Below are 21,059 nucleotides of genomic sequence, written 5' to 3' on the forward strand. Positions count from 1 at the left end.
AAATCCAGTCGCCCCGACCATACTTTTCTCACCGGTAATCCAATCACCAAGCAGAGCCTGGAAAGGCTGGTTCCGAGCTCTTTCGAGAGCCGGCGCCCTTTTTTTGACCTTCCTTCTCCTTTCGGTTAAAATGCGCACGTGGAGCGGGCGCGCCGCGCCTCCTCTTCGGCAAGCAACCGGTTTTTCTTCTCGAGCGCCGTCGTGGCCCCCGCCTCACGGCTCTTCTTTTAAGGGGAGAATACTCGATGCAGATCGGCATCATCGGCGCAGGCAGCTGCGACGCCGCGACGGCCGGGAAGGCGGAGAAAGTGGGGCGACTCATCGCGGAACGCGGGGCCGTTCTTGTCTGCGGCGGAATGGGAGGAGTGATGGAAGCGGCCGCGAGGGGCGCCCGCGAGGGGGGAGGGATCGCCGTCGGCGTGCTCCCCACCGCGGATCCGGATGAAGGCAATCCTTATCTGACGGTGCGGATCGCCACCGGTTTCGGCCAGGGGAGAAACGTGCTGATCCCCCGCTCCTGCCACGGGGTGATCGCGGTGGCGGGCGGTTACGGCACCCTTTCCGAAATCGCCCTGACCAGAAAACTGGGGGTGCCCCTGGTCGGAATCGACACATGGGATCCGGACGGTTCATTCCCGGTCGTTTCCGAACCGGAGGAGGCGGTGAAGCTCCTGTGGAAGCAGATGGGAGAGTGAGCGACACGATCCGCAGGCAGCTCCTGGTGCGGGGCCGCGTGCAGGGGGTGGGATTCCGCTATTTCACACGCCTCGAGGCGGAGAGGCTCGGCCTGACCGGTTTCGTTCGAAACCTCCGGGACGGCGGCGTCGAGGCGGAGGCGCAAGGTCCGACGGAGGACGTGAACCGACTGACCGAGTCGGTCCGCCAAGGACCGCCCGGGTCGCGGGTCGACGGGGTGAACGTGCTCGCCCGTCCGGTCCGGGAAAACGAGGAAGGCTTCCGGATCGAGACCACGATCTGAAGGGGAAGGGATGAACCGGGAACCGCGGGAGAAAATGTCGGACCGGGGCCGCCATCTGATCCGGGAGGGCCGGAAAAGAGGGTATATCCGATCCGAAGAGATCGATGAGTTGGTCTCCTCCGGAAACCTGACCGATGACGATCTGGAATCCGTCCTGCAAGCAGCGGAGGAAATCCGTATCCCGATCCGGGAGGCCGAAGAGGAGAAACGGGAACCCAGAAACGCGGACGAGGCGTCTCCCCTCAGAATCTACCTGGACGAGATCGGGAAGATTCCCCGGATCACCCCGGAGGAGGAGGTGGAGCTCTCCCGGAGGATACGCGCCGGCGACGAGGAAGCCCGCAGGAAGATGATCCTCGCCAACCTCCGGTTGGTGGTCACCATCGCCCGGCACTACTGGAGCCGCGGTCATTCCTTCCTCGACCTGATCGAGGAGGGAAACCTGGGATTGATCCGGGCGGTCGATAAATACGACGGAGATAAAGGTTATCGATTCAGCACCTACGGCGCGTGGTGGATTCGCCAGTCCATCTCCCGGGCGATAGCCAACCGGAGCCGCGTGATTCGGATCCCCATCTACATCGTCCAACTCGTGAGCCGCTTCGAACAGACGCGGCGCCGCTTCCACCAGGAAAACGATCGTGAGCCGACCGCGGTGGAAACGGCGGAGATGATGAACATCCCGGAGAAGCGGGCCCGCATGCTCTCCCGGTTGATCGAAAGCATCCGCGCCCTCGACTCGGTGGCGAGCATCGAAACGATGCAACGGATCGTGAGGCAGATTCCCGAACGTTCCGAGTCGAACCCCTACGAGCTGGTGGAGCTCCAGCTCGAGCACGAGCGCCTCAACCGGCTCCTGCAACGCCTCTCCTCGCGGGAAGAGTCGATCCTCCGGATCCGCTTCGGCTTTGACGACGGCAACCCCAAGTCGCTGGCGGAGACCGGCGAAACCTTCGGTCTCAGCCGGGAGAGGATCCGCCAGATCGAGAAACGCGCCCTCGCCAAGCTGCGCCGCCTTTTAGACTTGACCTGAAAAGGGGGTTGTTCCCCCTCCACGGCGGTGGTATTTTCCGGAGACGAAACCGGAGGAGGACGCCCATCATGAATTGGAAAGAGCGACTTCGGGTGATCCGGGATTTCCCCAAACCGGGGATCGGTTTCATCGACATCACGACTCTGCTCGGCGATCCGGTCGCCTTCGAAGAAGCGGTGGAGGCGATGACCGAACCGCTCCGATCGCGCGGGGTGGACAAGGTGGTTTGCATCGAGTCACGGGGGTTCCTTTTCGGCGCGCCCATGGCTCTCCGGCTCGGGGCGGGCTTGGTGCCCCTCCGCAAGCCGGGAAAGCTCCCGGCGAAGATTCTTCGGGAGGAGTACTCCCTCGAGTACGGCGTCGATTCGATCGAAATGCACGCCGACGCCCTCCGCGAGGGGGAGCGTGTGGTGATCGTGGACGACCTGCTCGCCACGGGGGGAACCGCCGCCGCCGCCGCCCGGCTCGTCGAAAGGGCGGGGGGGCGCGTGGAGGCGATGCTCTTCCTGGTGGAACTCGCCTTCCTGAACGGGCGGGAAAAATTAAACGGGCGCGAGATCCTCTCGATCGTCCGTTACGACACAGAGGCTTGATCGGTTCGCCCCCGTAGCTCAGTTAGGATAGAGCGCCGGTTTCCTAAACCGGGTGCCCAAGTTCGAGTCTTGGCGGGGGCATTTCGACGAGTCCGGAGGGTCCGGGAGTGAAGGTGCAGCGGCGCGAACGGGACGGCGTGGTCGTCCTCGATTTGAGCGGCAAGATCCTCGGCGGCAACGACTCGGAGGACCTCAAAAACGAGATCGACCGCGCGATCGACGAGGGGATCCCCTCGCTTCTGATCAACCTGGGGGGAGTGGCGTGGATGAACAGTTCCGGGCTGGGCATTCTGCTCTCCGGTTTCCTTCGCCTGAAAGAGAAGGGGGGGGCGACCAAGTTTCTCCGCGTACAGCCGCGGGTCAAGGAGATCCTGGTCACGACCAAGCTGATTCAGGTCTTGGAGGTATTCGACGATGAGGAGGAGGCGATCCGCTCTTTCGCGGAGGGAGGAAGCCGAAGCGTCCCGCGCCCCTAGCGAAATCGCGGTGCGCGCCGTCCGGTTGGTCCTTCTCCTCGCCCTCGCCGGCTGCCTCGCGTACGCTTTCTACGTCTTCTGGTACGGCGTTCTTCCACGTACCGGCCCTTCCCCTCTTCGTTGGATTCTTCCCGCTCTTTTCGCGGTCAGCGTCCTCGTCCTTCTGCGTCGGGCGATTCGCACCGCCATCGAGATCCGAAAGGGACTCCGCCGATGAACGACCGCGGCCATCCATTGACGGACGAGGTTTTCATGCTGCTCGCGTCCCTCCGCGAACACCGCGGCTCCCGGGACCGCATGCTCCGGCATTTCCTTTCGGAGATCCTCGCCCGAAAGGGTTTGATGGACGCGACGATCCTTCTCCGCCTGCCCGGCCGGCGGGCGCTCCTCTGCCGCGAACGTCGGGGCGTTTTCGCCTGCGAGGAACGACCCGCGGGGACGGAACTCCCTTTCGGAGCGGAGGGGCGATTCGACGGATCCCCTCCCGAATGGATCGCCCCGAAAGGTGAGAGTATCCACGCCTTCCCGTTGGGGGAGGGGATTTCGTCCCACGGCCTTCTGCTGGTCGGATCGGAAGGGGACCGTCTCGACACGGGCGTGAGGGAAGACCTCGTGCGGCTCGCCCGTTTCCTGGCGGTGGGCTTGGACAACGTCCACCTTCTCGACGAAGCGCGGCAGGAGAGCCGACTCGATCCCTTGACCGGTCTTTTTAACTACAAACATTTAAACGAACAGCTCCGCCTGGAGATCGAACGGGCGCGGCGGTTCGGGAGCCGTCTCTCCATCCTGTTGGCCGATCTGGACCGGTTCAAGGATCTGAACGACCGTTTCGGCCACCCTTGGGGGAACGAGGCGCTCAAGGAGGTCGCCCGCCTTCTCGCCGATTCCACACGATCCATCGACACGGCCGCCAAATACGGAGGCGACGAGTTTTTGCTCATCCTGCCGAACACGGACCGACGCGGCGCCTGTCGCGCCGCGGAGCGGCTGGTGAAAAAGATGCGGGGGCTGCGGCTGCCGGGAGTGGGGGACCGTTTCCGGCTCACCCTCTCGGTGGGAGTGGCTTCCTTTCCGGAGGACGGAACGGATGTCCGCGCGCTGATCCGAGCCGCCGACGAGGCGCTTTACCGCGCCAAGGGGCGGGGCGGCGACAGCGTGGCGGCCTGACCGAACCCACCATAGACGCCCGCCGGTCGCGACCGGGGCGCCAAAGGAACGGCTCACCATGACCTTGAAAGAACGAATCGAAACGAAACGGGCGCGGGTCGGCGTGATCGGACTCGGCTACGTGGGACTCCCACTGGCCGTGGAGTTCGCCAAAGCGGGTTTCACCGTCGTCGGGATCGACACGGACCGGGAGAAGGTCGAAGCGATTCACGCCGGACGAAGCTACGTGGGCGATGTGTCGTCGGAGGATCTGGCGCGCGCCGTGAATGGCGGGGCCTTCACGGCCACCACCGCCTACGACGCGATCGCCGAGCTGGACAGCGTGAACATCTGCGTCCCCACGCCGCTCCGCAAGACGGGAGACCCCGATATCTCCTACATCCACGCCGCGGTCCATGAAATCCAGTCCCGTCTGAAACCGGGCATGTTGGTCATTCTGGAAAGCACCACCTACCCGGGCACCACCGAGGAAGTGATTCTTCCGATCCTCTCCGCCGAGGGTCTCGAGGTGGGGAAGGATTTCTATCTCGCCTTTTCGCCGGAGCGGGTCGATCCGGGCAACAAGCGTTTTCTGACCCGCAACATCCCCAAAGTGGTGGGGGGGGTGACGCCGGCCTGCACCGAACTCGCCATGAGCCTGTACCGCGCCTGCCTGGAGCAGGTCATCCCCGTCTCCTCCACCAAGGTGGCGGAGATGGTGAAGCTGCTGGAAAACACCTTCCGCAGCGTCAACATCGGCCTGGTGAACGAGATCGCGCTCATGAGCCGCGAGTTGGGCGTCAACGTCTGGGAAGTGATCGACGCGGCGGCCACCAAGCCCTTCGGCTTCATGCCTTTTTATCCGGGCCCCGGCCTGGGCGGCCACTGCATCCCCATCGATCCCTTCTACCTCAGCTGGAAGGCGCGCCAATACGGTTTCGAAGCGCGCTTCATCGAGTTGGCGGGGCAGATCAACGGCTACATGCCCCGCTTCGTGGTCGACAGGATCGCGGACGCGCTGAACGGGAGGGAAAAGAGCCTCCGGGGATCGCGGATTCTGGCGTTGGGCGTCACCTACAAGCCGGACATAGACGACATCCGGGAGTCGCCGGCGATCGATGTGATCGAACAGCTGAAGAAAAAGGGCGCCTTGGTCGAAGCGTGCGATCATCATCTGCGCCCCGCCGACCGGGATCTGGTCGGCTGTCCGATTCGGGAGTATTCCTTGGAAGCCCTCCGCGAGGCGGACTGCGCGGTGATTCTCACCAACCACTCCGATTTCGATTACAAGACGATCCTCAAGGAGAGCGCCGAAATTGTCGATACGAGGAATGCGCTGAAAGGCTTCTCTTCGAAGAAGATACACCTCCTCTAGGGGCTGCTCGTACCGGCCGCCGGAGAACGGAAGGACGCGCGGGGCATGAATGACGTAATGGTCACCGGCGGAGCCGGTTTCATCGGATCCCATCTCGCGAGGCGGCTGGCCGAGCGGGGGGATCGGGTCCGGGTTCTGGACAACTTCTCAACGGGAAAAAGGGACAACCTGGCGGACATCACCGACCGGGTGGAGGTGATCGAGGGGGACCTGCGGGACCTGGAAACGGTTCGCCGCGCCGCCCGGGGGGTCCGCTGGATCCTGCACCAGGGAGCGCTGGCTTCGGTCCCCCGTTCCCTGGCCGATCCCGTCGCCTGCAACGACGTGAACGTCGGTGGGACTCTCAACGTTCTGATCGCCGCGAAAGAGGAGAGCGTGGACCGCGTGGTTTTCGCCTCCTCGTCGTCGGTTTACGGGAACTCGGAGAAATCGCCGAAACACGAGGACGACCCCACGGACCCGCTCTCCCCCTACGCGGTCAGCAAGAGGGTGGGGGAGATGTACGGCGGAGTGTTCCACGGGCTTTTCGGCGTCCCCTTCACGGCGATTCGCTATTTCAACGTCTTCGGTCCCTACCAAGACGAGAAATCGGCTTACGCCGCGGTGATCCCGATCTTCATCCGCTCTCTTCTGGCGGGGGAAAGGCCGACCATCTTCGGCGACGGGACGCAATCCCGGGATTTCACATTCATCTCGAACGTGGTGGACGCCAATCTACTCGCCCTGGAGCGTCCGGACGCGGTCGGCCGGATCCTCAACGTCGCATGCGGCGGAAGCTACGACCTGAACCATCTCGTGACGGTCCTGAATCGTCTGCTCGGGACGGATCACGAACCGGTCTACGAAGAGCCCCGCGCCGGGGACGTGAAACACTCGCGGGCGGACATCGAGCGGGCGCGACGACTGCTCGGGTACGAGCCGAAGGCCGGCTTCGAGGAAGGATTGGAACGGACCCTGGATTGGTACAGGCGGAAGATCGCCGCCGAGGAAGAGAGCTTCTCCACCGGCCGGGGGAAAAACCGTTCGGAATAAGTCGGGCGCGCCGCCCCGAACGCGCACCGCGGGTAGGCCCATGACACCCAGTTCTCCATCACGAACCCCCGCGGATGGGGCGCGGCTCCCCGCGGACCTGGTGGACTCACTCCACGTGGGTGTCCTTCTTCTCGATCCCTCGGGCCGCGTGGAGCGGATGAACCGGACCGCCGAACGGCTGTTGCTCTGCGCGGGCGCGACGCGCGCCGCCGGCGTCGACTTTCGGGAGTTCCTCCCGCCGGAAAGCGTGGTGCGCGAGGCGATCGAGGAAACCTTCCGGGACGGGCGCGCCGTTCCGAATCGGGTCGGCCCCGTCTCCGGGGCGCGCGGCGCCCGAACGGTCCGCTGCATCACCTCGATCCTTCGCTCAGCCGCGGGGGAAACCGAGGGAGTGGTCTGCGAGCTGCAGGACGTGACCTCCACCACCCGCCTCGAGGAGGAACTCCACCAGCTGGACCGCCTCGCCACGGTGGGGCGCTTCGCCTCCACCATCGCCCACGAGATCCGCAATCCACTCACCGGTATATTCGCCGGCATCCAATTTTTGGAAAAGACACTTCCCGCCGAGACGGAAGAGCAGAGGATGACTTACCAGATCGTGCAGGAAGAGGTGGAACGGCTGGGCCGCGTCGTGACCGACATGCTCGAGGCGGCGCGGCCGCCGAAGCCGAAACTGATCGAGTCCGACCCCAACCGTCTATTGGAGAAGGTGGCGCGGCTGCTCGCGGAGGACGCACGCCGGCGAAGAGTCCGTGTCGTGCTCGCCGCCGACGACACGCTCCCGCGCATTCGGCTCGACCCGGATCTGATCAGTCAGGTCCTTCTCAATCTGGGCCGGAACGCGGTGGAGGCGAGCCCGCCGGGAGGGAGCGTCACGATGGAGACTTCCGTTTCCGTCGGCGCGCCGACCCGCGGGATCCTCCCCCGGAGCGGCACCCTGCCCGGTATGGAGTTCCGCGTTCGCGACGAAGGACCCGGGGTCCCCCCCGATGACCGGGAGAGGATCTTCGAGCCTTTCCACACATCGAAGGACGGGGGGACCGGCCTCGGTCTCTATATCTCCTTTCAGATCATGGAGCGGCACGGCGGCGCGCTCTGGGTCCGCACCGGTGAAAGGGGGGGGGCGGAGTTCGTCGCGCGCGTCCCTTATCTCCCGGTCGAAGAAGGGTCGGGCGGATGCGGGGGAGAGACCGGTGCGCGGTAGCGTTCTCGTCGTGGACGATGAAGCGGCGATCCGTCTCACCTTCACACGCTCCCTCTCCTCGGCGGGTCACCGCGTGTACGAGGCGGAGGACGGCGCCGCGGCGATCCGCCTCTTCGAGACAAAAGACCCCGATCTCGTCCTTCTCGACCTCAAGCTTCCGGACTGTTCCGGTATCGAGCTGCTCGATCGGTTCCGCTCGCAGCGCCCCGACGCGATGGTGGTGATCGTCACGTCCCAGACAGACGTCCGCTATGCCGTGGAGGCGATGCGGAAGGGCGCCTTCGACTATCTGGCCAAGCCGGTGAACCTGGAGCATCTCCGTATCCTGGTCGACCGCGTGCTCAGCGTTCAGAGAACGAACAGCGAGCTGGACCGCTTCCGGCGCGAGCGTGCGGTCGAGCTGGGCGAGGATTTCGTTCTGGGCGAGGGGAGCCCCATGCGGTCGATCCTGGAGACGGTCCGACAGGTGGCGGAAAGCGAGACCACCACCGTGCTCATCGAGGGGGAGAGCGGGACGGGGAAAGAATTGATCGCCCACAGGATCCACCGGCTGAGTTCCAACGCGGAAGGCCCTTTCCTGGACCTGAACTGCGCCTCCCTGCCGGAGTCGCTCCTGGAGAGCGAACTCTTCGGCCACGAGAAGGGCGCGTTCACGGACGCGCACGCCGCCAAGAAGGGGCTTTTCGAGCTGGCCGACGGAGGGACCCTGTTTCTTGACGAGGTGGGGGAGATGAGTGGTACGATCCAAGCCAAGCTCCTCCGGGCTCTCGAGCGGATGATCTTCCGACGGGTCGGTGGGGTGGAGGACATCCGGGTCGGCGCGAGGATCGTTTCCGCCACGAACCGGGACCTGGCCGAGGAGGTTCGGCGGGGACGATTCCGAGAGGATCTCTACTACCGTCTCAAGGTGATCCCCCTCCGGCTTCCGCCTCTGCGCGAGAGACCGGAGGACGTCCCGGTCCTTGCGGCGCACTTCCTCCGTCTCTACGGCGGTCGTTTCCGCCGGTCGATCCGCGGGTTCACTCCCGATGCGATGGACGCCCTCAGAGCGTACGCATGGCCGGGAAACATACGGGAGATGCGGAACCTGATCGAACGGACCGTTCTTCTCGGACACGAAGAATGGATCGACCGGGAAGCACTGGGCCTTCCGGCCCACGGAATGGAAGGGGCGGGGGGGACGCTCCTTCAAAAACTGGAGCGTGTGCTGGACGGCCGGATTCCCCACGAGGGGTATCCTCTGGAAACTGAACTGGAGGCGATCGAGCGCCGGGTCATTCTCCGTGCCGCGGAGGCCGCCGAATGGAACCAGACAAAAACATCCCGACTGCTGCACATGAATCGGGACAAGCTCCGCTATCGTATGAAACAGTACGATCTGCGGCGCGAAGAACCCGCCTCTTCCTAGCGATCCCTCTCGTGCTTGTCTTCTCCGCGGGGTGTGGTTACAGCCTCTCCGGGAAGACGAACCCCCACATCCGCACGATCGCCGTTCCCCTGTTCGAAAACGAATCTCTCGAAAAGGGAATCGAGGAGATCCTCACCGCGGAGATCATCGACGTGATTCAGGAAAACCGTGTCCTCTCCCTGACGGGCGAACGGAACGCCGATTCGGTTCTTCTCGGCAAGATCGTCGACTACAGGCGGAGCGTCTCCTCCTACGACGCGAATGAGGACGTGCAGGAGTACAAGGTGGAGATCGTCGTTTCCGTCGAATATGAGGATCGCGTGAAGAGGAAAACCCTCTGGAAAGAGCCTCGCATGCACGGCTGGTCCACCTACTATGTAGTCCCCACAGCGGGTTATGAAGTGGAGGAAGAGGAGGACGCTCAGCTCCGTGCCGCCCGCAAACTCGCCGAGGATATCAAGACCAAGACCGTCGAAGGCTGGTAACCTACTTATTTATAATATATTTATGCCGTTTTTCGACCTTTTTTCTTAAGTTTCCCTCGTTTTCATCTGTTTTTATTCGTGTTATGCCGCTTCTTCCCTTAATCCTGAATCCTCTCCTCGCTCGTATCGACCTCCTAAGGGGTTTTCCTCGATGGAGCTGGTATATTTGCCCCTTTTCCACCTGTATTACGACTACAGACGCCGTACAGGCCTTAGAGGTACCCTCCACAGGGATGCACATCCGGAATCTCTCTCAAACCCACTCTTTCCGGCGTCTTAAGCGCGTTACACAGTAGAGATCCTTCCTTACCTCGGGAAAGCACTTCAATCGCTCGCCGTAAACATGCTGTTTTTCCTCGTTTCGCCTTTCATTTCCCGCTTCCTTTTCTCTCCATCTCTCTTCTTCTCTCCGTTTCTTCTTAGGACTTCTTCTCGCAACCCACTTCTATTTCAACAGTTACTTCCATTGGCGGGGAGGGAGGGTCTTCCTTTTCCCCATGCTTTCCACACCACTTCTATGTTGACATAATATGTATTCTACGACATATCAGAACTGTGGATAAAACAACCCCTTCCATCGCCTTCCGCCAGAAAGTCGATCTATCAAAGCTCGACTCCCTGCCTCCATGAAACCGAATATCTCGTATCGGAGAAGCGGATCTTGGATTATCCCCGGTGGGACCTCTGAGACGACTGGCGCCTCATCCGTCCGAAGTGACGGATGGAATCGTGCGCTCGATCGAATGGCCGACGCTCCTTCCGGCGGAGGAAAGTAAACGAAAGGGACGGAAGCGAAGGCGGTCCGGATCGAGGAAATTCACACGTGGACGGCGCCTTTCCCTTCCGGCATTCCGGATCGCGGAGAAACGTTCGAAAGCCGGATCGAGGGTATTGAAAAGGAAGAGCCGCCCCCAAAGAGGCGGCTCCTGAATGCAATCGGTCAAACCCCGCTCAGGGGGTGGATCGAGCCATGCCGTTGTCGGCGAGTTCCACTTCCTTCTTCAGCCAATCCAACCCGGCCAGATCGATGGCGTCCAGCTTCGTCTCGTCCAAATCGGCGAGAAGCGCCGCCGCCCGTGAAAACTCGCCTCCCGCCCGATAACACCGGGCGGCGGAAAAGCGGAGATGCGCCTTTCTCTCCGGGTCATCCTGAGACTCGCCGAGTTCCTCGTAGAGACGGGCCGCCTCCAAGGGTCGCCCTCGCCCCTCCTCCACGGCGGCGAGCCCGGATCGGGCGCCGAAGTGGATCGTATCCCCTTCCCGGGTCTTTTCAAGCGCCATCCGGTAGTACCTCTCGGCATCGTCCCAGCGATTCAGGTAAAAGTTGGAATCGCCGCAAACCAGCGCGGCATACCCGGCTTCGCCGTGACGGGGATGGGACTGGAGGAAAGTGGAAAGACGATAGGCGGCGTCCGCGTAGTTCCCCGCCTGATACATGCCGACCCCCTGGCTCAGGAGAGCCTGGCTGGAGCGGACGGAACCGCTGCGGAACTGGATGAAGAGGAAAATCACCACGACGAGGAAAAGCGCCCCGCCGACGCCCAGAAGAACCTGGTTACGGTGGGACTGCATGTACCCCGCGACCTGAAATGTCGTGGTGACGAACTGATCCTCTTTCAGCTGTCTTTTTTTCAATCGTTTCCCGGTTGCCAACGCGCGTCTCGCTCCTTTCCTCGACATGAGTACTTTAATTGAATGACGGTAACACAGCTCGAACGAAGGGGCAACCGTTCGATGCCCGAGGAGAAAAGAATCGCCGGCCTCCGCGCGTCCCTCTTCCGCACGCGGGCCGCCATCCGATTTTTCTTGACAGTCGTATCCGCATCTTCTTATTCTGTAGACACTTCGGGTCTCTCCTCCCGGAGCGACCCGCACCCCCCCGATCCGGAGGCGGGAGCATGAACGGCGAGCGGCACCCTCGACGAGGCGGATTCGCCTTCCGGGCGTTGGTGTTTTTCGCTCCCTTCCTGATTCTCTACGGCCTAAGCGGATACGCCACGATCGATCGCCTTCCCGACTACGGCATGCGGCAGAGGCTCTTTCAGGTTCTGCAGGTCGATGCGGGCAGGCCCGCGGACCGCGCCGGACTTCTGCCGGGCGACCGCATCGTCGAGCTGAACGGCATCCCCATCGACGATACGATTCGTCTCTTCAGCGAGAGCGCCCGGATCCGACCGGGGGACGAGGTCACCTTCAAGATCCGGCGCGGCGAGGAGACGCGCGAAGTGACCCTCAGCCCCGATGCGCACACCCGGGACCACCGTCTGGGCGTTCTCGCCCGCGGACTAACGGGGATCGCCTTTCTCCTCGTCGGTCTTCTGGTTCTCTGGAACCGCTCGGACAGGATCGGCCGCACTTTTTATTTGGCCGGCGCCTGCTTCGCAATCACCCTCTTCGAGCCACCCGCGACGGGGAGCACCATCGCCCAGTACGGAATTAAGATCCTGCGCGACGCGGCGTTTTTTTTCCTGGCCCCCCTCTTCCTCCGGTTCTTCCTCCTCTTTCCGCGGGAAAAGAGAATACCCCGCTGGCTCGTTCCGCTCCGGCCCTGGCCGGCGGGCGCGAAGCGGCCTCTCTCCTTCCCTCTCTTCGGGATCAGCCTGATCCTGTGGATCGCCAGCTCTCTCATCTCGCTTCAGGTCTTCATCCGGGGCCGCGCCGACGTCACCCTCTTCGGACTTCTGCAATTTCTCGGCGCGATCTTCATTTTCTCCTGTCTGATCGGCGGGATCGCCTCCTTCTTTCACAGCTGGGCGCGAACGAAAACGCCGGCGCTTCGAAGCAGGCTACGCTGGGTCGTGGCCGGGACCGTGATCCCGCTCGGCGTGCTCGCGGTGGTGAACGTGGTGCAACAGGTCAACCCCGAGATCATGCCTCCGGGGAGGCCCTTCTATCCCCTACTGCTTATCATCCTCCCCATCAGCTTCGCCCACGCCATCGTCCGCTACGGCCTCTTCGATTTCGAACTGATCCTCAAGAGAAGCATTCTCTACACGCTTCTCACGACCTTTCTGGCGATGAGTTACCTGGTCTTCGTGGAACTCCTCAGCAGGCTTTTGCGGGACGTGGCGGGAAACACGGACATTCCCGCCACGCTGGTCTCTCTCTTCCTCCTGGCTCTTCTCTTTTCCCCCGCGCGGGACAGGATCCAGCGCTGGGTGGACCGCACCTTCTATCCGGAGAAACACGCCTACCGCCGGACCCTGCAGGAGTTCAGCACGGCCGTCACCACCATACTGGACCTGGAGACCCTCGTCCCGCTGATGGCGCAGAGAATTTCCTCCTCGCTCCGGATCCCCAAGGTAGCCGTCTTTCTTCCCGGTGACGACCTCTCCCTCGATCTGCGCGCGGAAACCGGCTTCGGGGCAATCGACCCCGCGCGGTTCCGCTTCTCCGAGGGGGAACGTGTCCTGGAGATGGCGCGCTCCAGCGCCGATGTTCTCCCGGTGGAGCAGATGTTGCACCACGGGGGCGCCGAACCCCTCTCGCTGCGGGAACTGACCCGTCTACAGGAGTTGGACACGTCTCACCTTCTCCCCCTCCACTCCGGTAAATCCCTGGTGGGCCTCATCTCGCTGGGGCGCAAATCATCGCAGGAGGTTTTCTCCCACGAGGACAGGCAGCTTCTGAAAATCTTCGCCGCCCAGGCGGCGCTGGCGATCGAGAACGCCAAGCTGCACAGGAACACGATCGTTCAGGAGAAAATGCAGCAGGAAATGCGTCTCGCCCGGGAGATTCAAAAACAGTTTCTCCCCAGCGCACCGCCGCGGATCCCCTCCATCGAGGTCGCGGCGATCAACGATCCCTGCGAGGAGATCGGCGGCGATTATTACGATTACGTCGATCTCGGCGGTCGCAGTTTCGGAGTGGCGATCGGCGACGCGGCGGGAAGCGGCGTCACCGCCGCGCTGTTGATGGCGAGCCTCCAGGCCTCCTTCCGCGCCGAAGCGGTGAACAATCACTCCCCCTCGGACGTGCTGCACCGGATCAACAACTTCACGTTCCAACGGACCCACACCGCTCGCTTCGTCACTTTCTTTTACGGCTTGATCGACTTGAAGAGCGGTCTCTTCCGCTACGCCAACGCCGGCCACAACCCACCCATCCTGGTGGGAGCCGATGGCTCCTCCCGGTTTCTCACCGAGTCGGACCTGATCCTCGGAGTCGACGCGGACGTGGTTTACCACGAACACGCCCTGCAGCTCCGGAGCGGCGACCTGGTCGTTCTCTTCACCGACGGCGTCACCGACGAATTGAACGCCGAAGACGAAAGTTTCGGAGAGGAGAGGCTGCGCGACCTGATCGTCCGCCACCGCGATCTCCCCGCGGCGGAACTCATCGAAAGGATCCTCGTCGAGGTTCGCGACTTCATGGGAGACGACCCGGGAGACGACGTCACCCTTCTGGCGCTCCGCTACCACCCAGGCCACTGAGCCTCGGATCACAGATCAAACTTTTTACACCTTTGAATAAAAATCGGTAAGAATCGGAACAGTCCCTGCAGCTCCCTTCCCTTCGTCTCCTCGAAACTCCTTATCAAACAAGGAATTCCCTTTCTTAATGACTTTGGCATCGATCCTGCAACTTTTCACTCTCGTTGGGCGGAAAGACGCCGCAATTCGTTGGATCGCAGAAAAAGCTAAAGCTCACGAGCCTCATGGTCGAGAAGCGGTTCGGAGCGCCCGACAAGAGGCGAAGCGCGATCCCAAGGGGGGTGAGGCCTATGGATGAAGTGATTCGCACCCGTTTTGCCCTGAACAAGGGAAAGGAGGTGGAATCACCGTGGATTATTTCCTCTTCACGTTTTGGGGCCTCTCCGACATTTTCTTCTGGATGAGATAGTCGGGGCCCTAAGTAACAGCGCGAGCCACACGAACAAGGGGGTCGATCGTGAAAACACTGGCCGCGACGCTCGGGATCGGAATCCTGGCGCTCCTCAGTTTCGGTTTCGACCTTTGGCAATGGCTGCCCGTCGGGTTGCCGGGTTGCCCGGCCGGTCTTCCGTTCTGACCCGATCGATAACGACTGGGGAGGCCGAACCGCTCGAGACGCACCTGGGGGCCTCCCCAGTCGAACCCTACCCTTTCCGCCGCAGGTCCATCCTTTTCTCCGCTCGGGAAAACGCCACCGGCTTCCGTCTCCTCGCCTGAGCGTCCGCCCTTTCTTTCCCGGATCATCCGTACCCTCCCTGGCCGGACCTCGCCCCGGTGCAACGGCGTTCTTCTTCCATGAAGGGCGGGCTCCGGCGGCGGGCGACGCGCATCACCTCAAGAAGGGGAAAAGGGGACCGCCGAACCGGGTAGAGAGAGTGGTCCGATGAAAAGGAGAGAGACTACGAAGACGGAGTGGAAACGAGTCGTACGGGCGGGACGGGCGGGATGGTCCGCTTCCGTGTCTCCCGCGGTTCCGGGAGTGCGACGATCCAGCAGTTCCCCCCCTCGATGATCACGAGATCCCCCCCCTCCTCTCGCAGGAAGGATCGGGCCAGGGAGAGACCGGAGCGACACGGAGGCGCCAGGCGGCGGTCGGTGCGGCCGCCGCGGATCGTCGTCTCCACGCGGCCGGCGCGTCGTTCCGCCCGGATCAGCAGGCGCGAACGGGGCGGCGCGCCGCGCATCAGCTCGATGAGCGCAAAACGAAGCGTGCGAACCACGCCGGGACGGAGCGCGCTCAGGAGGATCGGTTCCTCCGGCAGGCGAAGAACGATGCGGACTCCCCTGGACCGGGCGGCGCATCGCATCTCTTCGGCTACGTCCCGTATCGCGAAACGGAGATCGAATCGGTTCCGCTCCCCCTCTCCCCCGTTCCCGGCCGGCCGGCCGAGAAGATCGATCACGGCCTCCGCCGCCGAAAGAGAGTCCAAGGCCGATCCGAGCGCCAGCCGATGAGCGGCTCCGACCGGTCCCAGCTCGCCGGAGAGAATGAACCCGATACGGCGCTCCGCTTCGCGCAGAGGATCGCGCAGGTCCGCGGCGAGATGTTCCGGCACCGGGCCGTCCGGATCCCCGTCCGGCTGAGCCGCGGGGGGTACGCCGCCCCCATCGACGATCCGCAGATGATCGCGCGTGGTACCGCTCCGGTTCATGCGATCCCCAGCATGGCTCGAGCGTAATCCCTCTTTTCCTCTTCCCGGGTTTCCTCGGATAGGTTGAGCGCCCGCGTCTCTTCCTGAGCGGAGGCGAGCAACTCCGAGTCGGCGCGCAAACGGGAACGGAGGCGCGTGATGGATTTGGTGTGGATCTGGGAAACGCGGGATTCGGAGACGCCCAGAATGGAGCCGATCTCCTTCAGGGTCATTTCTTCGTAGTAGTACAGAATCAGGACCAGGCGCTCGCGCTCCGGCAGATTGTCGAGGGAGCCGTCCAGCACCTTGCGCATCTTCTGCACCTCCAGAATGGCGATCGGATCGATCACGTCCTTATCCGGAACGGTGTCGTGGACCTGGGTCGGCGAGTTGTCGTCTCCGGAGACGGAGTGCTCGTTCAGAGAGAGGAGCGTGGCGCCCCGGACGTCCTCCAAAAGCTGGAAGTACTCTTGCATGCCGATATCCATCGCCTTCGCCACTTCCTGATCCGAGGCGGCCCGCCCGTAGCGGCTCTCGAGACGGTTGTAGGTCTCCTCGAGCTGGCGCGCCTTGCGCCGGACCGAACGCGGCACCCAATCCATGGAGCGGAGTTCGTCGAGCATGGCGCCGCGGATGCGCGAGATGGCGAAGGTGGAGAACTTGTTGTCACGGCCCGGGTCGTAGCGCTCCACGGCGCTCATCAGTCCCAGCGTTCCCGAACCGATCAGGTCTTCGATCTGGACGGACGGCGGAAGCCCCACCGCAAGACGGCCGGCCACGTACTTGACCAGAGGCATGTACTCCAGAATCAATCTGTCGCGCAACCGCTTGTTTCTGCGAACCTGGTACTTCCGCCACACGGTTTCGATCGAATCCATAAGGTCGCCTCCCCAAGGGCACGGTGCCCGCTATGATCTGGTTGGGCTGTTCGTTTCGACGATCGCGCGTTCTTCTCCGGTCCGCGAATCGATCGCCTCCGATCGGATGTCCTGTGTGACTGGGAGGCCCGAAAGGGCCGGTTGGAGTTCCATTCTTCTCCACTCTCACCAGAGGTCATCGCGGGCGTACGAAACAGCAACCGGCATGCCACGCGGTTTTTTGAAAATATTTGGATTGAACCTAATGAAAAATCAGGCGTTAGAAAAATCTTCCCGAGGGAGGGCTTTGCGGGTTGTGGATGGTATTCGAAGGCGGAAAACAGTACGATTCTGATAACTATTTACAAAATCGCGCATTAAGGGAGATCAGCGTTGTGCATAAAATTTGACCGGTGGATGAAAATTGAGCAGGTACCGCGCACACAACTCCCGGGAGGCGCCGGGAGCCGCCTTTGAGCACAAAAAGAGAGATTCGGCTAGGAGGAGGCCTTGCGGGCCTCGTACTGCCTTAGTTTCTCCCGGAGCGTCTGCCGGGAGATCCCGAGGGTCCTGGCCGCTTTGGTCTTGTTCCCCCTCGCCCACTCGATCGTGAGGAGGATCTGGCGCCTTTCCGCCTCCGACAAGGTGATCGGCACGAACTCCTCGTCTTTGTCGTCCGCATCCAACATATCGGCCATGCCGGCCGAGATCTCCAGCGGAAGATGCTCGAGTAGAATCAGGTCCTCGCTCTCCAGGAGGATCGCCCGCTCGATCACGTTCCGAAGCTCGCGGATGTTCCCGGGCCAGGAATACTGCTGGAGCCTTGTCCTCGCGTTCGGGGAGAGCCCTCGGATGTTCTTGGAAAGTTCCCGATTGAACAGGTCGATGAAGTAGCTCGCCAGAATCGGCAGATCCTCCACCCGCGCCCGCAAGGGGGGGATGTGAATCGGCACCACGTTCAGCCGATAGAAGAGATCCTTGCGGAAACGCCCCTCCGCTATGGCGGTCTTCAGGTCTTGGTTGGTGGCGGCGGTGATCCGAAGGTCCACCTCGATATCGACCGTCCCCCCCACCCGCTTGAACCGCTTGGTTTCGATCACGCGGAGAAGCGCCGCCTGCAGCTCGATCGGCATCTCGCCGATCTCGTCGAGGAAAAGGGTCCCCCTCGACGCCATTTCGATGAGTCCCTTCTTCTGGTGCTTCGCGTCGGTGAACGCGCCCTGTTCGTGGCCGAAGAGTTCGCTTTCCAGAAGATTCGCCGGTAGGGAGCCGCAATTGATTTCCATGAAGGGGCCGGTGCACTCGGGGGTGCTGTGATGGATCGCCTTGGCGATCATCTCTTTCCCCGTACCGCTCTCCCCTTCGATCAGCACCGTCGCCCTCGGGCTGCGGGAGACCCGTTCCACGATGCGGTATACGTCGCGCATCTTCCGGCTCCGCCCGAGAATGAGCCGGTCCGTCTGCCGGTTTCCGATGATGATCGGGTCGAGCCGTTTCGCTTCCTCGCGAATCTGCGTGTCGGCGAGCAGGTCCCTCACGATGCCGGCGAGCCGCACGTTGTCGATCGGCTTCTCGAGAGTGTGGCAACCGCCCAGTTTCTCCGCTTCCGACGCGTCATCCCGGGATTCCTTGGAGGCGAGCTGGAGAATGAGAACCTCCGCGTTCGCCTCCCGGATGCGGCGGACGCATTCACGGGCTTCACCGCCCGGAGGATCGAAATCCACGAGCACCAGTTGGGGATGGGCGACGCCGACCTTCTCCACCGCTCCCGCCCCGTCTTCAGCCTCCTCGACGGCGTACCCCTCGCCGAGGAGAGCGGACCCCATGGACCAACGCAGTCCCTTGTCCCCACTGACGATCACGATACGGGAGAGATCCTTCGCCACCGTTTCCATCCTCCTACCGGTCGTCGCAATCCCTCTCCAGGAGCCCCGGATCGGCGGGCGGCTCCTCCTCTTCCCGACGCAACACCGCGTCGAGAAGCGCCTCTTTCTGGTCGGCTCCCAATGTCCCGACGGCCACGGCCATTTCGTAGCGGGAAGGATCGTCCGGGTCCTTAGAGACATGAACGACCCGCCCCTCGAAACGGATGGGGCGCCCGCCGTCCCGGCGAGCGGACAAGTGGAGCATCGTTCCCACATCAAAAGGCTCGGGAACCCCATACAGACGGATGCGACCTTCTTCCAACCGCACGGTCCGATCCGCCTCCCGAATCAGCCTTTGTTCGGGCGCGGTGTATTCCACCTCGAAATCCGCCTCGATCCTCGCGCTGGCGCACCGCTCCACGGGATCGAGCCTCTCCGGCCTTTGAATGACGACATAGGGAGAGGAGTCCTTAAAATGTTGGGCCAATCGCGCCGCGCCCACGTGCGGCTTCCCCCGCCAGTGGGTACGAAGGGAAACGGCGGTTCCCTTCAACAGATCCACGAAACGAAGGGGGTCGAAACCGGGAACGTGGAGCACCACGTTCCTTCGATCCGCCTGGGTCACCTGGGCGCGGTACAGCTTGTTGTCGACCTTCTCCCCGATGGTGATTTCGAGGATCTGGCCAACGAGAAAAGAATTATCCATCCCCATCAATCCGCCGGCTGGGAGGAACGGCTGCCTATGCTTTCAGTTTATTCCGGGTTCGGGAGGCGGTCAAAGTTATTTCGGGTCCGTGGAGGGGCGCCGGCCTTCGTCTTCGAGAAGCGCTTGGAGCAGCGCGTCGACGATTTGCGCGCGCACTTCGGGGCGATCGTAGTATCCTCTGGCGATTTTCCTCCGGACTCTCTGCACGCGCCATCGCGAGGATCGTCGCTTCCATTCCGGGTCGTTGGAATCCAGGTCCGGTCGCATCCTTATCCCTCGGGCATCCATCCGGCGCATGAAGCAACGACGCCGGGCGGGGGAAAACGGCCAAAGGCGGCGCGATTTCACGACGCCGGTTCCCGGCCCGCCCCGGGCGGGACCAAACCGGGCCCTCGATCGAATGTTCGACTGGGAAGAGGAAACGCTTGAACGGTTTCAGTGCGGCTCAGGCTTCGGCGGCCGCGCAGAGACGCATGACCCCCTCCAACCGGTCGCGGATCCACCCGCTGTCGGGACTCCGCGACAGGGCGAAGGAGAAAGCGTCCGCGGCGGACCAGAAATATCCCTGGCGGAACAGGCAGTCCCCCATTCGGGCGTATCCGCGCGGACTCCGGGGCCGAAGTTCCTGATAGTGTTCGTAGAATCGGAGCGCCTCCTCGAAGCGCTCCACGGAGGCGAACAGATCACCCGCGCGCAAAAGGAGTCCGGGCTGCCCCGGATCCATCTCCAGGCTGAGGAGCACGCACTCCAGCGCCTCCTCCACCCTTCCTTGGACGGCGAAACACTTCCCCAGCCGGGCGAGCAGCTTGGGCGATCGCGGGAAACGGTCGAGCGCTTCCCGAAATCCTCGTTCCACCCGCGCCGCGTCCGATGTGCGTTCTCCCGGCCCCGGCGTCATGCCTCTTCCTCCCCCTGCACGGCGCACAGGTCGTCCATTCCGGGAATGCGGGAGAGGGCGGCGCTCCGGTTCTCGGCGGCGATTTCCTCGACCAACTCCCTCGGCGCGATCCCGGCGGCTTCGGGCGCCCACACGCGCAATCTCACGCGGTCTTTCTCGATCTTTTCGACACGGATCTCCACGGCGTCGCCGATGAGAACGCTCTCGCCGGCGCGCCGTCCGATTTCTTTTTCCCGCACGCTACGTTTCATACCGTCAATAACTCCACCTGCTCCCGCTCCCACTCCTCCACGAGGAGGGCGCGCACGGGAAGGTCCTCGTCTTCCAAAAGGATCTGCGCTCCGATACCGGACTGTTCGTTCACCAGGAAAGGGGCTCGCATGTTCGCGGTCATGCCCCGAGCATCGTCGGGCGTATTGACCACCACGTAGGTCTCCCCCGCCTCCCGGAGTTCCAGTTCCTCTAAAGCGCCCGCGGAGATTCGCGGCTGGTAATCGGGCCGGATCAGAAGAGGGTCCATCAGGGAGAAGCGGATCTGCGGTTTCTCCTCACTGACCAGAAGAGAGAAAGGATTCCCTTCGCTCGGACGGACAAGTCGATAGCGGGTGAGACCGGGAAATCCGATCATGCCGTGGGGGATCCATAGGGACAACCCCTCCGAAGCGCTCTTACTCGGTTGCATGGTCGCCTCCTTTCGGCAATCGAATCTGCAATGCCCGTGCCACGACGTTGCAAACGCTTTTCCGCGCGCCACAAGAAGAGGCGACCTTGTATCGTGTTGTCATATAGTCTGTTAAAAGCAGGACGGCGAGAGAGACTCCATGGGAGGAACATAGGAGAGGCGACAGAAAGCTGACCGGTAGACGCTTCTTGGCCGCCCTCTACGGCTCCCTTTTGGCCGGTGGCGGGCGAAGAGGGATTCTACGGCCGCGGCTGCG

Annotated in this window: 22 protein-coding genes and 1 tRNA gene; 14 read left to right on the top strand and 9 right to left on the bottom strand. The window is 62.7% G+C overall.

Going from position 1 to position 21,059, the window contains the following annotated elements:
* The first annotated feature begins 245 nt into the window (after positions 1–245).
* The 13 genes from JW958_12425 to JW958_12485 all read left to right on the top strand — a co-directional run bounded on the left by JW958_12425 (position 246) and on the right by JW958_12485 (position 9,731).
* Positions 246–695 carry a TIGR00725 family protein gene (locus JW958_12425; GenBank protein MBN1827056.1) on the top strand — a complete coding sequence of 150 codons (450 nt, stop codon included), beginning with the start codon at positions 246–248 and terminating at the stop codon, positions 693–695.
* Complete coding sequence (locus JW958_12430; GenBank protein MBN1827057.1) at positions 614–979, top strand: acylphosphatase; 366 nt, start codon at positions 614–616, stop codon at positions 977–979. The genes JW958_12425 and JW958_12430 overlap by 82 nt, the downstream gene beginning before the upstream one ends.
* Before the next feature lie 10 nt (positions 980–989).
* On the top strand, positions 990–2,012 hold the full coding sequence (locus JW958_12435; GenBank protein MBN1827058.1) for a sigma-70 family RNA polymerase sigma factor: 1,023 nt from the start codon (positions 990–992) through the stop codon (positions 2,010–2,012).
* A gap of 68 nt (positions 2,013–2,080) precedes the next feature.
* The gene (locus tag JW958_12440; GenBank protein ID MBN1827059.1) at positions 2,081–2,605 is read left to right on the top strand and encodes an adenine phosphoribosyltransferase; all 525 of its coding nucleotides are present in this window, start codon (positions 2,081–2,083) and stop codon (positions 2,603–2,605) included.
* 7 nt (positions 2,606–2,612) lie between these two features.
* A tRNA-Arg gene (locus tag JW958_12445) sits at positions 2,613–2,686 on the top strand.
* 26 nt (positions 2,687–2,712) lie between these two features.
* The gene (locus JW958_12450) at positions 2,713–3,081 is read left to right on the top strand and encodes an STAS domain-containing protein (protein MBN1827060.1); all 369 of its coding nucleotides are present in this window, start codon (positions 2,713–2,715) and stop codon (positions 3,079–3,081) included.
* 10 nt (positions 3,082–3,091) lie between these two features.
* The gene (locus tag JW958_12455; GenBank protein MBN1827061.1) at positions 3,092–3,298 is read left to right on the top strand and encodes a hypothetical protein; all 207 of its coding nucleotides are present in this window, start codon (positions 3,092–3,094) and stop codon (positions 3,296–3,298) included.
* Entirely contained in the window at positions 3,295–4,248 is a 954-nt protein-coding gene (locus JW958_12460) for a GGDEF domain-containing protein (protein ID MBN1827062.1), read from the top strand. The genes JW958_12455 and JW958_12460 overlap by 4 nt, the downstream gene beginning before the upstream one ends.
* A 58-nt stretch (positions 4,249–4,306) precedes the next feature.
* Complete coding sequence (locus tag JW958_12465; GenBank protein ID MBN1827063.1) at positions 4,307–5,602, top strand: nucleotide sugar dehydrogenase; 1,296 nt, start codon at positions 4,307–4,309, stop codon at positions 5,600–5,602.
* 45 nt (positions 5,603–5,647) lie between these two features.
* On the top strand, positions 5,648–6,634 hold the full coding sequence (locus tag JW958_12470) for an SDR family oxidoreductase (GenBank protein ID MBN1827064.1): 987 nt from the start codon (positions 5,648–5,650) through the stop codon (positions 6,632–6,634).
* 40 nt (positions 6,635–6,674) lie between these two features.
* A complete protein-coding gene (locus tag JW958_12475; GenBank protein MBN1827065.1) occupies positions 6,675–7,838 on the top strand; it encodes a PAS domain-containing protein in 1,164 nt (387 codons plus the stop codon).
* Positions 7,828–9,246, top strand: coding sequence for a sigma-54-dependent Fis family transcriptional regulator (locus tag JW958_12480; GenBank protein MBN1827066.1), 1,419 nt, complete (start codon positions 7,828–7,830; stop codon positions 9,244–9,246). Before JW958_12475 ends, JW958_12480 begins: the two co-directional genes overlap by 11 nt.
* An 11-nt stretch (positions 9,247–9,257) precedes the next feature.
* A complete protein-coding gene (locus JW958_12485) occupies positions 9,258–9,731 on the top strand; it encodes an LptE family protein (protein MBN1827067.1) in 474 nt (157 codons plus the stop codon).
* Between the two features lie 951 nt (positions 9,732–10,682).
* Here the strand turns inward: JW958_12485 and JW958_12490 are convergent.
* The gene (locus JW958_12490) at positions 10,683–11,366 is read right to left on the bottom strand and encodes a tetratricopeptide repeat protein (protein ID MBN1827068.1); all 684 of its coding nucleotides are present in this window, start codon (positions 11,364–11,366) and stop codon (positions 10,683–10,685) included.
* A gap of 263 nt (positions 11,367–11,629) precedes the next feature.
* On the opposite strand from JW958_12490, the gene JW958_12495 reads away from it, so the two are divergent.
* Positions 11,630–14,164, top strand: coding sequence for a SpoIIE family protein phosphatase (locus tag JW958_12495; GenBank protein MBN1827069.1), 2,535 nt, complete (start codon positions 11,630–11,632; stop codon positions 14,162–14,164).
* A gap of 899 nt (positions 14,165–15,063) precedes the next feature.
* Here the strand turns inward: JW958_12495 and JW958_12500 are convergent.
* The 8 genes from JW958_12500 to JW958_12535 form a co-directional block, all read right to left on the bottom strand.
* Complete coding sequence (locus tag JW958_12500; protein MBN1827070.1) at positions 15,064–15,816, bottom strand: hypothetical protein; 753 nt, start codon at positions 15,814–15,816, stop codon at positions 15,064–15,066.
* On the bottom strand, positions 15,813–16,673 hold the full coding sequence (locus JW958_12505) for a FliA/WhiG family RNA polymerase sigma factor (GenBank protein ID MBN1827071.1): 861 nt from the start codon (positions 16,671–16,673) through the stop codon (positions 15,813–15,815). The genes JW958_12500 and JW958_12505 overlap by 4 nt, the downstream gene beginning before the upstream one ends.
* 476 nt (positions 16,674–17,149) lie before the next feature.
* Positions 17,150–18,538 carry a sigma-54-dependent Fis family transcriptional regulator gene (locus tag JW958_12510; protein MBN1827072.1) on the bottom strand — a complete coding sequence of 463 codons (1,389 nt, stop codon included), beginning with the start codon at positions 18,536–18,538 and terminating at the stop codon, positions 17,150–17,152.
* Positions 18,539–18,551: 13 nt separating this feature from the next.
* Complete coding sequence (locus JW958_12515) at positions 18,552–19,223, bottom strand: hypothetical protein (protein ID MBN1827073.1); 672 nt, start codon at positions 19,221–19,223, stop codon at positions 18,552–18,554.
* A 75-nt stretch (positions 19,224–19,298) separates the two neighbouring features.
* Complete coding sequence (locus JW958_12520) at positions 19,299–19,490, bottom strand: hypothetical protein (GenBank protein ID MBN1827074.1); 192 nt, start codon at positions 19,488–19,490, stop codon at positions 19,299–19,301.
* Positions 19,491–19,668: 178 nt separating this feature from the next.
* Complete coding sequence (locus tag JW958_12525) at positions 19,669–20,121, bottom strand: tetratricopeptide repeat protein (GenBank protein MBN1827075.1); 453 nt, start codon at positions 20,119–20,121, stop codon at positions 19,669–19,671.
* Entirely contained in the window at positions 20,118–20,372 is a 255-nt protein-coding gene (locus JW958_12530; GenBank protein ID MBN1827076.1) for a carbon storage regulator, read from the bottom strand. The genes JW958_12525 and JW958_12530 overlap by 4 nt, the downstream gene beginning before the upstream one ends.
* Entirely contained in the window at positions 20,369–20,803 is a 435-nt protein-coding gene (locus JW958_12535) for a flagellar assembly protein FliW (GenBank protein ID MBN1827077.1), read from the bottom strand. The genes JW958_12530 and JW958_12535 overlap by 4 nt, the downstream gene beginning before the upstream one ends.
* Positions 20,804–21,059 lie beyond the last annotated feature (256 nt).

Source organism: Candidatus Eisenbacteria bacterium, assembly GCA_016930695.1.
Classification (GTDB): domain Bacteria; phylum Orphanbacterota; class Orphanbacteria; order Orphanbacterales; family Orphanbacteraceae; genus JAFGGD01.